The sequence below is a fragment of the Streptomyces sp. NPDC006512 genome (assembly GCF_040611935.1).
GTDB lineage: Bacteria > Actinomycetota > Actinomycetes > Streptomycetales > Streptomycetaceae > Streptomyces.
Window position 1 is genome coordinate 16,780 of record NZ_JBEXPG010000057.1, and the last position, 12,259, is coordinate 29,038.

The 12,259-nt window shown below is 74.1% G+C and carries 14 protein-coding genes; 10 read left to right on the forward strand and 4 right to left on the reverse strand.

What is annotated here, in order from left to right; genetic code table 11:
- Positions 1 to 5 precede the first annotated feature (5 nt).
- The 5 genes from ABZZ17_RS31025 to ABZZ17_RS31045 all read left to right on the forward strand — a co-directional run bounded on the left by ABZZ17_RS31025 (position 6) and on the right by ABZZ17_RS31045 (position 5,142).
- Positions 6 to 827, forward strand: a complete 822-nt coding sequence (locus tag ABZZ17_RS31025; protein WP_356880944.1) for an ABC transporter ATP-binding protein — start codon at positions 6 to 8, stop codon at positions 825 to 827.
- Positions 824 to 1,753, forward strand: coding sequence for an ABC transporter permease (locus ABZZ17_RS31030; RefSeq protein WP_356880946.1), 930 nt, complete (start codon positions 824 to 826; stop codon positions 1,751 to 1,753). Before ABZZ17_RS31025 ends, ABZZ17_RS31030 begins: the two co-directional genes overlap by 4 nt.
- 121 nt (positions 1,754 to 1,874) lie before the next feature.
- Positions 1,875 to 3,206, forward strand: a complete 1,332-nt coding sequence (locus tag ABZZ17_RS31035) for an LLM class flavin-dependent oxidoreductase (protein WP_356880948.1) — start codon at positions 1,875 to 1,877, stop codon at positions 3,204 to 3,206.
- Entirely contained in the window at positions 3,203 to 4,792 is a 1,590-nt protein-coding gene (locus tag ABZZ17_RS31040; protein WP_356880950.1) for an FAD-binding protein, read from the forward strand. Before ABZZ17_RS31035 ends, ABZZ17_RS31040 begins: the two co-directional genes overlap by 4 nt.
- Complete coding sequence (locus tag ABZZ17_RS31045; RefSeq protein ID WP_356880952.1) at positions 4,789 to 5,142, forward strand: ferredoxin family protein; 354 nt, start codon at positions 4,789 to 4,791, stop codon at positions 5,140 to 5,142. Before ABZZ17_RS31040 ends, ABZZ17_RS31045 begins: the two co-directional genes overlap by 4 nt.
- A 73-nt stretch (positions 5,143 to 5,215) precedes the next feature.
- On the opposite strand, the gene ABZZ17_RS31050 is transcribed toward ABZZ17_RS31045, so the two are convergent.
- The 3 genes from ABZZ17_RS31050 to ABZZ17_RS31060 form a co-directional block, all read right to left on the reverse strand.
- Positions 5,216 to 6,136: an NADP-dependent oxidoreductase gene (locus ABZZ17_RS31050; RefSeq protein WP_356880954.1), complete on the reverse strand. Its 921-nt coding sequence runs from the start codon at positions 6,134 to 6,136 to the stop codon at positions 5,216 to 5,218.
- Positions 6,137 to 6,254: 118 nt separating this feature from the next.
- On the reverse strand, positions 6,255 to 6,992 hold the full coding sequence (locus ABZZ17_RS31055) for a DUF2470 domain-containing protein (RefSeq protein WP_356880956.1): 738 nt from the start codon (positions 6,990 to 6,992) through the stop codon (positions 6,255 to 6,257).
- A gap of 40 nt (positions 6,993 to 7,032) precedes the next feature.
- Complete coding sequence (locus tag ABZZ17_RS31060) at positions 7,033 to 7,704, reverse strand: helix-turn-helix domain-containing protein (RefSeq protein WP_356880958.1); 672 nt, start codon at positions 7,702 to 7,704, stop codon at positions 7,033 to 7,035.
- A gap of 98 nt (positions 7,705 to 7,802) precedes the next feature.
- Between ABZZ17_RS31060 and ABZZ17_RS31065 the strand changes: the two genes are divergently transcribed.
- The 4 genes from ABZZ17_RS31065 (at position 7,803) to ABZZ17_RS31080 (ending at position 10,681) form a co-directional block, all read left to right on the forward strand.
- Positions 7,803 to 8,198: a cell division protein SepF gene (locus ABZZ17_RS31065; protein ID WP_356880960.1), complete on the forward strand. Its 396-nt coding sequence runs from the start codon at positions 7,803 to 7,805 to the stop codon at positions 8,196 to 8,198.
- Positions 8,199 to 8,264: 66 nt separating this feature from the next.
- The gene (locus ABZZ17_RS31070; protein WP_356880962.1) at positions 8,265 to 9,620 is read left to right on the forward strand and encodes an ATP-binding protein; all 1,356 of its coding nucleotides are present in this window, start codon (positions 8,265 to 8,267) and stop codon (positions 9,618 to 9,620) included.
- 110 nt (positions 9,621 to 9,730) lie between these two features.
- Positions 9,731 to 10,072: a nucleotide pyrophosphohydrolase gene (locus ABZZ17_RS31075; protein ID WP_356881005.1), complete on the forward strand. Its 342-nt coding sequence runs from the start codon at positions 9,731 to 9,733 to the stop codon at positions 10,070 to 10,072.
- Positions 10,073 to 10,195: 123 nt separating this feature from the next.
- Positions 10,196 to 10,681: a DUF6099 family protein gene (locus ABZZ17_RS31080; RefSeq protein ID WP_356880964.1), complete on the forward strand. Its 486-nt coding sequence runs from the start codon at positions 10,196 to 10,198 to the stop codon at positions 10,679 to 10,681.
- Between the two features lie 179 nt (positions 10,682 to 10,860).
- Here ABZZ17_RS31080 and ABZZ17_RS31085 read toward each other — a convergent pair whose 3' ends face one another.
- Positions 10,861 to 11,124, reverse strand: a complete 264-nt coding sequence (locus ABZZ17_RS31085) for a hypothetical protein (RefSeq protein WP_356881009.1) — start codon at positions 11,122 to 11,124, stop codon at positions 10,861 to 10,863.
- Between the two features lie 206 nt (positions 11,125 to 11,330).
- Here ABZZ17_RS31085 and ABZZ17_RS31090 point away from each other — a divergent pair, with 206 nt between their 5' ends.
- Positions 11,331 to 12,254 carry an LLM class F420-dependent oxidoreductase gene (locus tag ABZZ17_RS31090; RefSeq protein ID WP_356880966.1) on the forward strand — a complete coding sequence of 308 codons (924 nt, stop codon included), beginning with the start codon at positions 11,331 to 11,333 and terminating at the stop codon, positions 12,252 to 12,254.
- Positions 12,255 to 12,259 lie beyond the last annotated feature (5 nt).

Consider the following 12,259-nt stretch of genomic DNA (forward strand, 5'->3'; position numbering starts at 1 on the left):
CGGCCATGGCGAAGATCGTGTTCGAGTCGGTCACCAAGACCTTCCCGACGAAGGACAAGAAGCGCAAGGAGGAGTTCACCGCCCTCGACGGCATCGACCTGGAGATCGAGGCCGGCGAGTTCGTGGTCGTCGTGGGCCCCAGCGGCTGCGGCAAGTCCACCCTCCTGGACCTCCTCGGCGGCCTCACCCGGCCCACCTCCGGACGGATCCTGCTGGACGGCAAGCCGGTCACCGGGCCCGGCCTGGACCGGGGCATCGTCTTCCAGCAGTACGCGCTGCTGCCGTGGCGCACCGCCCTCGGCAACGTCGAGTTCGGCCTGGAGGCCACCGGCGTACCGCGCCGCCAACGGGCCGCCAGGGCGCGGGAGTTCCTGGACCTGGTCGGTCTCACCGGCTTCGAGGACCGGCACCCGCACGAACTGTCGGGCGGCATGCGCCAGCGCGTCGCCATCGCCCGCTCGCTGGCCTACGACCCGGACGTCCTGCTGATGGACGAGCCCTTCGCCGCACTCGACGCACAGACCCGCGAGTCCCTCCAGGACGAGCTGCGCCGCATCTGGCAGAGCACCGGCAAGACGGTCGTCTTCATCACCCACGGCATCGAGGAGGCGGTCTACCTCGGACAGAAGGTCGCCGTCATCACCTCCCGCCCCGGCCGGGTCAAGGAGGTCGTGCCGGTCTCCTTCGGCGACCGCGCCACCGGCGCCACCGGAGAGGACCTGCGCTCCAGCCCCGAGTTCGCCCGCTACCGCCACGAGATCTGGACCCTCCTCCACGACGAAGTGGCCCGCGCCCAGCAACTGGAGAAGGAAGAGGCCACGGTATGACCACGGGAACCGAAACCCCCGCCCCCGCCGCTGCCCAGGCCGCGCCGGACCGGGCCGTGACCACGGCGCCCGCGCCCCCGCGTCCGCGACATCCCGCGGCGGCTCCGGTCCGTCCGGCGGGCAAGGGCACCGGGGCCGTCCGGAAACCGTCCGCGGCGGCGACCGCCCTGCGCCGGCTGCGGGCCGCCCTGCTGCGGTCGGCGGCGGTCCTCGCCCTCGTCGCGGTGTGGGAGACCGCGCCCCGGCTCGGCCTGGTCGACGCGACGTTCCTGCCGCCGGTCAGCGAGGTCGCCGTCGCCTGGTGGGAGCTCCTCGGGGACGGCCAGCTCGGCGAGCACGTACGGGCCAGCCTCACCCGCTCCTTCGGCGGCTTCGCCATCGCGGTGGCCGTGGCCGTGCCGCTCGGGCTGCTGATCGGCTGGTACCGGCCCGTCGCGGCGTTCCTCGGCCCGCTGCTGGAACTGTTCCGCAACACGGCGGCGCTCGCCCTGCTGCCGGTGTTCGTCCTGCTGCTCGGCATCGGCGAGACCTCGAAGGTGTCCATCGTCGTCTACGCCTGCGTGTGGCCGATCCTGCTGAACACCATCAGCGCCGTCGGCAACGCCGACCCCACGCTGGTCAGACTGGCCCGTTCGATGGACCTGTCCACACCGAGGCTGTTCCAGAAGGTGATCCTGCCGTCGTCCGTGCCGGCCATCTTCACCGGGATCCGCCTGGCCGGAGCCGTGTCCATCCTCGTCCTCGTGGCCGCCGAGATGATCGGCGCCAAGGCGGGCCTCGGCTACCTGATCAACGCCTCGCAGTTCAACTTCGCCATCCCGCAGATGTACGCGGGGATCGTCACCATCTCCGCCATCGGCGTGGCCTTCAACCAGGTCCTGGTCACGATCGAACGCCGCCTCAGCACCTGGCGCGTCCCTGCCTGACCCCCGCACCCCAGGCCCGGGGCCGGGCTCCCCGCACCCCGGGGTCCGGCCCCGGCCCTGGCCCCGGCTCCGCCACCGGGTCCCGCCGGGCCCCCGCCACCACCGAACACAGGGAACAGACATGTCCGCACCCCGCACGCTCCACCTCAACGCCTTCCTGATGAACGCCGGCCACCACGACGCCGCCTGGCGCCACCCGGACAGCAGCCCCGAGCGCGTCACCGACCTGCGCTACTTCCAGGAACTGGCCCGCACCGCCGAGCGCGGCCGCCTCGACTCCATCTTCTTCGCCGACGGCCTCGCCCTGTGGGGCAAGGCCCGCTACAACGCCCTCGGCGGCTTCGAGCCGCTGACGCTGCTCTCCGCGATCGCCGCCGTCACCGAGCACATCGGCCTCATCGCGACCGTCTCCACCACCTTCAACGAGCCCTTCCACACGGCCCGCAAGTTCGCCTCCCTCGACCACATCAGCAACGGCCGCGCCGGCTGGAACATCGTCACCTCCGGCACCGTCGACGAGGCCCGCAACTTCAACCGGGACGAGCACCTCGAACACGCCGTGCGCTACGAGCGGGCCCGCGAGTTCCTCGACGTCGCCACCAAGCTCTGGGACAGCTGGGAGGACGACGCGATCGTCCTCGACAAGGAACACGGCGTCTACGCCGACACCGACCGGCTCCACCCCGCCGCCCACCGCGGGCAGCACTTCCAGGTCGCCGGCCCCCTCAACGTGCCGCGCTCGCCCCAGGGCCACCCCCTGCTCGTCCAGGCCGGCTCCTCCGAGGACGGCAAGGAGTTCGCCGCCCAGTACGCGGAAGCCGTCTTCACCGCCCAGCAGACCCTCGCCGACGGCCAGACCTTCTACAAGGACCTCAAGTCCCGACTGGCCCGCTACGGCCGCACCGAGGGCGACCTCCTCGTGCTCCCCGGCATCGCCCCCGTCATCGGCTCCACCGAGGCCGAGGCGAAGGCACTGGAGCAGCAGCTCACCGACCTCCAGGTGCCCGAGTACGGTCTCGCCCAGCTCTCCGGGATGCTCGGCGTCGACCTCACCGGAGCCGATCTCGACGGACCGCTGCCCGAGCTGCCCGAGGAACGCGACATCAACGGCAACAAGAGCCGCTTCACGCTCGTCGCCGAACTCGCCCGCCGCGACGGCCTCAGCCTCCGCGAACTGATCGCCCGCCTCGGCGCCGGCCGCGGCCACCGCGTGTTCGCCGGCACCCCCGAGCAGATCGCCGACCAGCTGGAGGAGTGGTTCACGCAGGGCGCCGCCGACGGCTTCAACATCATGGCGCCCGTCCTGCCCACCGGGCTCACCGACTTCGTCGACCACGTCGTGCCGATCCTCCAGCGGCGCGGCCTCTTCCGCACCGAGTACACCGGCGCCACCCTGCGCGAGAACTACGGCCTGCCCCGGCCCGCCAACCGCTACGCGAAGGGAACGGCATGAACGATGTCCCGGCCGACGTCCTCGTCGTCGGCGGCGGACCGGCCGCCACCTGGGCCGCCCTGAAGGCCGCGGAGGAAGGAGCCCGCGTCGTCCTCGCCGACAAGGGCTACTGCGGTACCAGCGGCGCCACCGCCGCGGGCGGCACCGGCGTCTGGTACGTCCCGCCCGAACCCGCGGCCCGGGAGGCCGCCATGGCCTCCCGGGAGGGCCTCGGCGGCTACCTCGCCGACCGGCGCTGGATGGCCCGGGTCCTCGACGAGACCTACGCACGGATGAACGAACTGGCCGCCGAGGGCCGCTACCCCTTCCCCACCGGCCCCGACGGACAGCCCCTGCGGGGCGGCCTCCAAGGCCCCGAGTACATGCGGCGGATGCGCATCCGGATCCGCCGCGCCGGGGTCCGGATCCTCGACCACAGTCCGGTCACCGAGCTGCTCACCGACTCCGCCGGAGCCGTCGCCGGAGCCGCCGGCTACCGCCGCCAGGCCCGCGAGCACTACCGGGTCCGGGCCGGCGCCGTGGTCCTCGCGACCGGCGGCTGCGCCTTCCTCAGCGGAGCGCTCGGCACCAACACCAACACCGGCGACGGTGCGCTCTTCGCCGCCGAGGCCGGGGCGGAGCTCTCCGGCATGGAGTTCTCCAACGCCTACGGCATCGCCCCCGAGGGCACCTCCGTCACCAAGACCGCCTTCTACTCCTTCGCCACCTTCTACCGGGAGGACGGCGACCTCCTGGAGGGAGCCGCCAGCCAGGGCGGCCGCTCGGTCATCGCCCGCGAACTCCTCACCGGAGCACGGGTGTTCGCCCGGCTCGACCGCGCCGACGAGGCCGCCAGGGCGGCGATGCGCCGGGCCCAGCCCAACTTCTTCCTCACCTTCGACCGGCTCGGCATCGACCCCTTCACCGACCGGTTCGCCGTGACCCTGCTGGCCGAGGGCACCGTACGCGGCACCGGCGGCATCCGGATCACCGGCGACGACTGCGCCACCGGGGTCCCCGGGCTGTACGCCGCCGGGGACGCGGCCACCCGCGAGGAGATCTGCGGGGGCTTCACCGGGGGCGGCAGCCACAACGCCGCGTGGGCGATCTCCTCCGGCAGCTGGGCCGGGCGGGGCGCCGCCCGGCACGCGCGGACCCTCGGCTCCGGCAGCGCCGCCGCCCGGCGGGTCGGCGGGGCCGGGGGAGCGGGGCTCCGCCCGACGGGGTCCGCCGCCGCGCCCCTCGACCACCGCGAAGCCGTGGAACTCGTACAGCGGGAGGTGCTCCCGTACGACAAGAACTACCTCCGGCACGGGGAGGGTCTCGCCGGGGCGCTGCGGGCCCTCGACGACGGCTGGGCGCAGCTGCGCGCGCGCCTCCACGGCGAGGGGGCCGACCTGGTCAAGGCCCGGCAGGCGGCGGCCATGACGGCGCACGCGCGGTGGATGTACGCCTCCGCGCTGGCCCGCACCGAGTCCCGGGGCATGGCCCGCCGCCTCGACCACCCGGAGCAGGACCCGGCCCAGCACCACCGGATCCTCTCCGGCGGGCTCGACCGGGTGTGGGCCGGGCCGGCGGGCGCGTACGGGACGGGGGTGGCGGTGTGATCGAGCTGGTCTCCGCCGAGCGCTGCATCGCCTGCGACAAGTGCGTCGAGGTCTGCCCCACGGACGTCTTCGAGCGGGGCCCGGACGGGATCCCGTTCCTGGCCCGGCACGAGGACTGCCAGACCTGCTTCCTGTGCGAGGCCAACTGCCCGGCCGACGCCCTGTTCGTGTCCCCGCTGACCCGGCCGCTGCCCGACGACCCGGCCGTACGGGACGAGCCGGCGCTGGCGCGCAGCGGACTGCTCGGCAGCTACCGCCGCGAGATCGGCTGGGGGCACGGCCGCACCCCCGGCTCGCTGCGGGCCGTCGGGCCGTCGCTGGGCGGCCCGGGGAGGCCGATCACCTCCTGAGGCAGGGCGCGCGGTCCGCCGGAGTGCTGCCCTCCGGCGGACCGTCCGCGGGCCCCGGCTCGGGCGGTGCGGCTCAGACGGTGAGGACGATCTTGCCGCGGGTCCGGCCCTTGGCGCTCAGTTCCCAGGCCGCGGCGGCCTCCGCGAGCGGCAGGACGTGTTCCACGTTCACGGTGAGCCGGCCCGAGTCGGCGAGTTCCGCGAGGGCCGTGAGGTCGGCCGTGTCGGCGCGCGCCCAGATGTGCTTGGCGCCCTTGGAGCCGGCGTCGTTGTCGGCGATGGAGATCACCGGGGCGCCTTCGCGGACCACGGACTGGAGCAGTTCGACGCCGCCCTCGCCGTAGAAGTCGAGCCCGGCGTCGACGCCCTCGGGGGCCAGCGCGCGGATCCGGTCGGCGACCCCGTCCCCGTACAGCACCGGTTCGGCGCCGAGGGTGCGCAGGTAGTCGTGGTTGTGGGCGCCCGCCGTGCCGATGACCCGGGCGCCGAGGGCGACCGCGATCTGCACGCCCAGCGATCCGGTGCCGCCCGCGGCGGAGTGGATGACGACGGTCTGGCCGGCCGAGACCCCCGCGCGGGTGATGGCCTGGTAGGAGGTGAGCCCGGCGAGCGGGAGGCCCGCGGCCTGTTCGAAGGTCAGCTCGCGGGGCTTGCGGGCGAGGGTGCGGACGGGGGCGGCGACGTACTCGGCGTAGGTGCCGAGCTGCACCCATTCCTTGCGGACGTAGCCGTAGACCTCGTCGCCGACGGCGTAGTCGTCGGTGTCGGGGCCGACGGCCTCGACGACGCCGGCCACGTCCCAGCCGGGGATGACGGGGTGGCGGACTTCGAGCACCTGCCCGAGGAATCCCGCGGCGAGCTTCCAGTCGACGGGGTTGACGCCGGCGGCCTTGACGCGGATGAGCACCTCGCTGGGGCCGACCTTGGGTTCGGGGGCGTCAACCAGTTCTAACCGGGTGGGAGTTCCGTACGCGTGGTAAGTGATTGCCTTCATGGTCATCCCAACCCGGGGGCCACGGAGGCTATTCCGCTTCTCCGCCCGCACCCCGTTCCGCCTCCGGGTCCGCGCCCGACCGGGCTTCCCCTTGTCCCCGCCGCCGGACGAACGCCCTTCAGGCGGGCAGGGTGTTGCGGTGGGAGCGCCGCCGGGCCGCGCTGAGCAGGGCCTGGATCTGGGCGCCGGACTGCTCCACGTCGTCCAGCGGCGAGGGGAAGGGCAGCCGCACGTCGCGGTGGCCGCGCCGCTCCTCCAGCCGCAGGGTGATCCCGTACCGGTCGAGGGCGAGCGGCAGGGCGCGCACGACGGCGCCCGAGGGCAGGGGCCGGACGAGCCGCAGCAGCAGGGTGACGAGCTCGGGGTGGTCGTCGAGGAGGTGCGTGAGCATGCCCGCCTCGTACGGGGCGAGCGGATCGGGCCAGGCCTCGTCCAGCTCCTCCAGCCCGATGTACGAGGTTCCCTCCGCGGTCTCCAGGACCGCCTGTCCGTACTCCACGCAGGTGCTGTCCCCGCTCGCGGACTCCTCGCCCGCGTACGGGGTGAGCAGGCGTCCCAGTACGGTGACGCGGGCGCGTACCCGGTCGCGGACGGGGGTGGGCGCGATGTCGGTGAACTCCAGGCGGATCGCGGGGCGTTCGTCGTCCTCGGGGGAGACCGGGTGGCCGGCGGCCGGCGCGGCCGGGTGCAGGTGGAGCCGGCCGAGGACGTCGCCGCCGTCGAGCTGGCGCACCTCGCTGCGCACGCCGTCGACGACCACCGTCATCGAGTGGGCGGCGGCCAGGATGGACCGGACCCGCTCGGCTTCGGTGGGCCGGGCGGCGGGCTTGGCGTCGGAGGCACCGGGCAGGCGCATGCGGATCTCTCCCTCTCGGAGCGAGTTAGGTATGCCTAACCTAACCTATTCGGTTGTCCGGGAGTACCCCGCATGCCAGCCGCCCGAGGGCCTCGGCGATCCGTTCGGGCGCGAAGCCGAGGGTGTACCGCTGGAACTGGTAGACCTCCGGAGCCAGCGGACTCAGCAGCACGTCCACGCTGGCATCGGGGTCCGCCGCCCCCGCCGCCGCGAGCAGCCCCCGCACGTGGGCGCGCCACTGCCCGTACGTCGCCCCCGCGAACCGGGCCGGCCCCGGCCGGGTTCCCAGGGCCAGCGGAAGGTGTCGCTCCAGATGCTGGACCGCGGCGGTGTAGAAGGCCGTCAGCCGCTGCGCCGGAGGCGCCCCCGGCCCCAGCGGGGGCGGACCGTAGGCGAGACGGCCCTGGAGGATCCGCTCGTGCTCGTCGAGGAGCGCGGCGGCGACGGACGCGGGATCCGGGAAGCGGCGGTAGAGGGTGGCCCGGCCCACCCCGGCGGCCTTGGCGATCTGGTCCATCGTCACGGAGCGGGGCTCGCGTTCCGTGAACAACTGCTCGGCGGCCGCCAGGATCTGGGCCCGGTTGCGGACCGCGTCGGCCCGCTGCCGGGACCGGGCGAGCGGGACCCGGGTGCCGGGGCGGGGAGCCGGCCGACGCACGGCGCCGGCGCCCGAGATGTCGCGTACCGTACGGACCTCGTCGCCATTGGTCATGTCGGCGACCCTACGTGCTTCGTGTCGGTGTTGGGCTGAACGGGTGAAACGCGAGAGGATGGACGGATGCACATGAAGCGCACGGCCGAGGCGGCCCGGTGAGCAGGTACGACGTCACGGACGAACAGTGGGAGGGACTCGCGCAGGTGGTACCCCTGCGCAGTCGCAACGAATGGCCCTCCCGGGTGGACCACCGCACCATCCCGAAGGCTCCCGGGGCGGTCGCGGCGGAACAGCGGCGCTTCGTGGTGATCCGGGTCCAGATCTTCGCCGACGCCCGCGAGGTGGCGGAGTACCTGATCGCCCAGATCCCCGTGCTGCTGGACCTCACGGGCGCGGACGGCGAAGTGGCCAAGCGGATCCTCGACTTCAGCAGCGGTGTGGTCTTCGGGCTGGGCAGCGGAATGCACCGGGTCGACCGGAACGTCTTCCTGCTGGCCCCGGTCGGCACCGAGGTCGAGGGCATCGCGGCCGCGGCCGTCCCCCGATCGTAGGAAGGTCGCGGCGGCGGAACGGTTCGCCGGGTCCACGGGTGGTCCGGCGGCCCGTACGGTCCGGCCATGGACGTCACCCTGGACGCGCGACGGCCCCCGGCCGCCGCGACCGACACCCCCACCATCCCCACGACCGGCATCCCCGCGGCCAGCTCCTCCGCGACCCGCGTCTCCGCGCCCGCGACGGCCGGCGGTCCCACGGCCCCCGCACGCCCGGCCGCCTCGGAGCCCGCGGCCCGGGCCCACCTGCGGCCGACCGTCACCGAGTTACGGCTCTCCGCCTTCGCGGCGCACCGGGCCGCGGTCTTCCCGCTCGGGCCCGTCACCCTCTTCGCCGGACCGAGCGGCAGCGGCAAGTCCCAGGCCCTGGCCGCCTACGAGGCCCTGGCCGGACTCGGCTGCGGACGCCCCCTCGACGACGTGTTCCCCGACCCCGCCGCCCGCGTCCCCGAACGGGCCGTCCCCGACGCCGACGGGCGGCGCGGATTCCGGATCGGCTGCACCGTCGACGGTCCGGCCGGCCCCGTCCGCCTCGACCTCGCCGTGCAGGCCGAGCCCGAGCTGCGCGTGGTCGGCGAACGCCTCTCCCAGAACGGCGAGATCCTCCTCAGCACCGCCCTGCGCGACCCCCGGCGGCGCTCCGTCCAGGCCGGCTGGCTGACCGGCGGGGCCGTCGGCGTGACCCGCGCCCCGCTGCCCGACGACCGGCTCGGCACCGCCCTGCTGCCCCTGCGCGTGGCCGGGTCCACCGCCGGGCAGCGCCGCGTCCTGGCCGCCGCCGAACAGGTGGTGGTCGCGCTGCGCTCGGTGTTCCCCTGCGACCCCCGCCCCGAGCGGATGCGCGGACCCGTCACCCCCGGCGAGGGACGGCTCCGCCGCGACTGCGCCAACCTGGCCGACGTCCTGCGCCGGACCCGCCACGAGTGCGGCACCCGGCACGCCCTGCTCGCCGGGGCGGCCCGGACCGGGTGCGCGGGCCCGGTGGCCGCGCTCGACGTACGGGTCTGCGACGGCGCCGATGACGCCGGCGGGGGCGACGGGGCCTTCGGCGTGTTCGCCGGGGCGGGAGCGGGACTCGTCACGGGCCTGCTGGACCGCGGCCCCGGCCGGCCCGCCACCGAACTCGGCCGGCTCGGCGCGGGCGAACTCCGCTTCCTCGCCCTGGCCCTGGTCCTGCTCACCGGCCCCGGGGTGCTGGCCGTGGACCCGGCCGCCGAACTCCTCTCCGCCCGGCAGGCGCTGACCGTGCTCGCCGACGGCCTCGACCGCGGGCTCGACCGGCGGCAGAGCGCCGAACTGCTGCGGCTGGCCCTGCTGTCCGGCGGGCGCGGCCACATCCGGCTGGTCGGCTCCGTGGGCGAGGACACCGCGGGAACCGCCCGTGGGCTCCCGGGCGTCTCGGTGGTAGACCTGTCCCCATGAACGCCGTACCCACCAACGCCGCACCCATGGACGACGCACAGGGCGCCGGGCGGGACCCCGGGCAGGACACCGGACAGGACGCCGGGCAGGAGGCCGGCCGGGAGGAGCGGCTGTACCGGCTCCAGCGGCGGCTGGCCGCGTTCGCCGACGCCCGGGGCTGGGGTCCTTACCACACGCCGAAGAACCTGGCCGTGGCCCTGAGCGTGGAGGCGTCCGAACTGGTCGAGATCTTCCAGTGGCTGACACCGGAACAGTCGGAAGCGGTGATGGAAAAGCCGGAAACCGCGCACAAGGTGGCCGACGAAGTGGCCGACGTGCTCGCGTATCTCCTGCAATTCTGTGAGGTCCTGGGGGTGGATGTGCTGGATGCGCTCGCCGCGAAGATCGAGAGGAACGAGGTCCGCTTTCCGGTGACCGGAACCCCGACCACTCATCGTCACTCTTCGGAGTGATGGCGTCGTCCACAACCACGTTTTGTGTCCACAGATTTCCGAATACCCCTGGCTTTACTGGCTCGTTGCCTTCACTCTGGGTAGTGAAGAACGGCGGGATGTCGTGCGGACGGGGGACGGCATATGGATGCGGTACGGCTCATCGCGGCCGGCCGGCACGCGCTGGCACAGAGCGGGGCTGCGTGGGACATCGTGGGCGAGGCCTGGCAGGCCCAGGCGCTCGCCCAGGGCATGGGGAGCTGGCTGGCGGTCACCGGGCCGCCGGAGCTGAGAGCGGAGGCACGGGGCCTGGGTGAAGCGGGAGGCAGAGGCTGCGGGGTGATAGACCGGGCCGCCCTGCGCGGTGAGGGCACCGCACCGCAGCAGCCGCCGCGGGCGGCGCAGCTGACCGGGGTGGCGGATGTGAGACAGGCGCTCCTGGGACTCCAGGCACTGCTCGGCGAGGTGGGCATAGCGCTCGTCGGGGTGGCCTGCGGGACGGACGACGAGAGCCTGTACTGGCAGTCCATAGAGTCGATCGACGCGGCCGACGAGTCGAGCGACCGGGTGCGGGCGCTCCTGCGCCGGATGACCGTCCGGGAACGGGGATCCGCTTCGGGCGTGGCCTGACGGCGGGTTGCTGACGGCGGGGTGCCGACGCCGGGGCCGGCTCGGCGGGGCGAGCCGCACGGCGGGCGTGGGTCTGGCGCGCGCGTGGGTCTCGCGTGGGCTGGGGTTCGTGTGGGCTGGGGTTCGTGTGGGGTCCCGCCGCGCGCGACGGGACCCGGCACGGTCGGAAGGACCGGCTCTCAGTGCCGCTCGCCCTCGTACGTGTGGTGGCCCGGAGCGGCCGGGGTGCCCGGGGCCGTGCGGTCCGCGGAGTGCTGGAGGTCGGCGTCGAGCTGCGACAGGTCGGCGTTCAGCGCCGCCATCAGCTCCTCCATCTGCTGGAGCAGTCCCTTCGGCGCGCCGCCCTGGGCGGGTACCGCGGAGTCCTGGCGTGCGTGGTCGTGTGCTGCCTGTCCGGTCGGTCCGGTCTGTCGGCGGGTTTCCGGCACGGCCTCGTGGGACATGGCGGCCTCCTCGGCCCTGGCCCTTCCCAGCGGGAAGGGGGCGGTGGACGCACCGGACGACGAGCCGCCGGCGCGCGGGCCGGGCGGTCCGGCTCCGTCCGAGCCAACGATCCCCATCCGTGCTGGTCACTGGCGGGGCAGGGGGCGTCCCGTCCGGTTGACGCAGATTCACCCGGCAGGGGTCGTGGGCGGGCAGGATGGGGGGCATGGATCTTCGCATTTTCACCGAACCCCAGCAGGGCGCCAGCTACGAGACCCTCCTGACCGTCGCCAAGGCCACCGAGGACCTGGGCTTCGACGCGTTCTTCCGTTCGGACCACTACCTGCGGATGGGCTCCGCCGACGGCCTGCCCGGCCCCACCGACGCCTGGATCACCCTTGCGGGCCTGGCCCGCGAGACCAAGCGGATCCGGCTCGGCACGCTGATGACGGCCGGCACCTTCCGGCTGCCCGGCGTCCTCGCGATCCAGGTGGCGCAGGTCGACCAGATGTCCGGCGGCCGGATCGAGCTGGGCCTGGGCGCCGGCTGGTTCGAGGAGGAGCACAAGGCGTACGGCATCCCCTTCCCGGCGGAGCGGATGTCCCGGCTGGAGGAACAGCTGGCCATCGTCACCGGCCTGTGGGCCACCGAGCCGGGCGCCGCCTTCGACTACCGGGGCACGTACTACCAGGTGGAGAACTCGCCCGCGCTGCCCAAGCCCGCGCAGGCCAAGGTGCCCGTCCTCGTCGGCGGCCACGGCGCGAAGCGCACCCCGCGCCTCGCCGCCCGCTACGCGGACGAGTTCAACATGCCCTTCGCTTCGATCGAGGACAGCCGCCGGCAGTTCGCCCGGGTCCGGGAGGCCGCCGCCGCGGCCGGCCGCAAGGCCGACGAACTCGTCTACTCCAACGCCCTCGTCGTGTGCGTCGGCAAGGACGACGCCGAGGTGGCCCGCCGGGCCGCCGCCATCGGCCGCGAGGTGGACGAGCTGAAGGCCAACGGCCTGGCCGGCTCCCCGGCCGAGGTCGTCGAGAAGCTCGGCACCTACGCCGCCATCGGCTCCTCCCGCGCCTACCTCCAGCTGCTCGACCTCGACGACCTGGACCACCTGGAGCTGATCTCGGCCCAGGTGCTGCCCCAGCTCGGCTGAGCCGG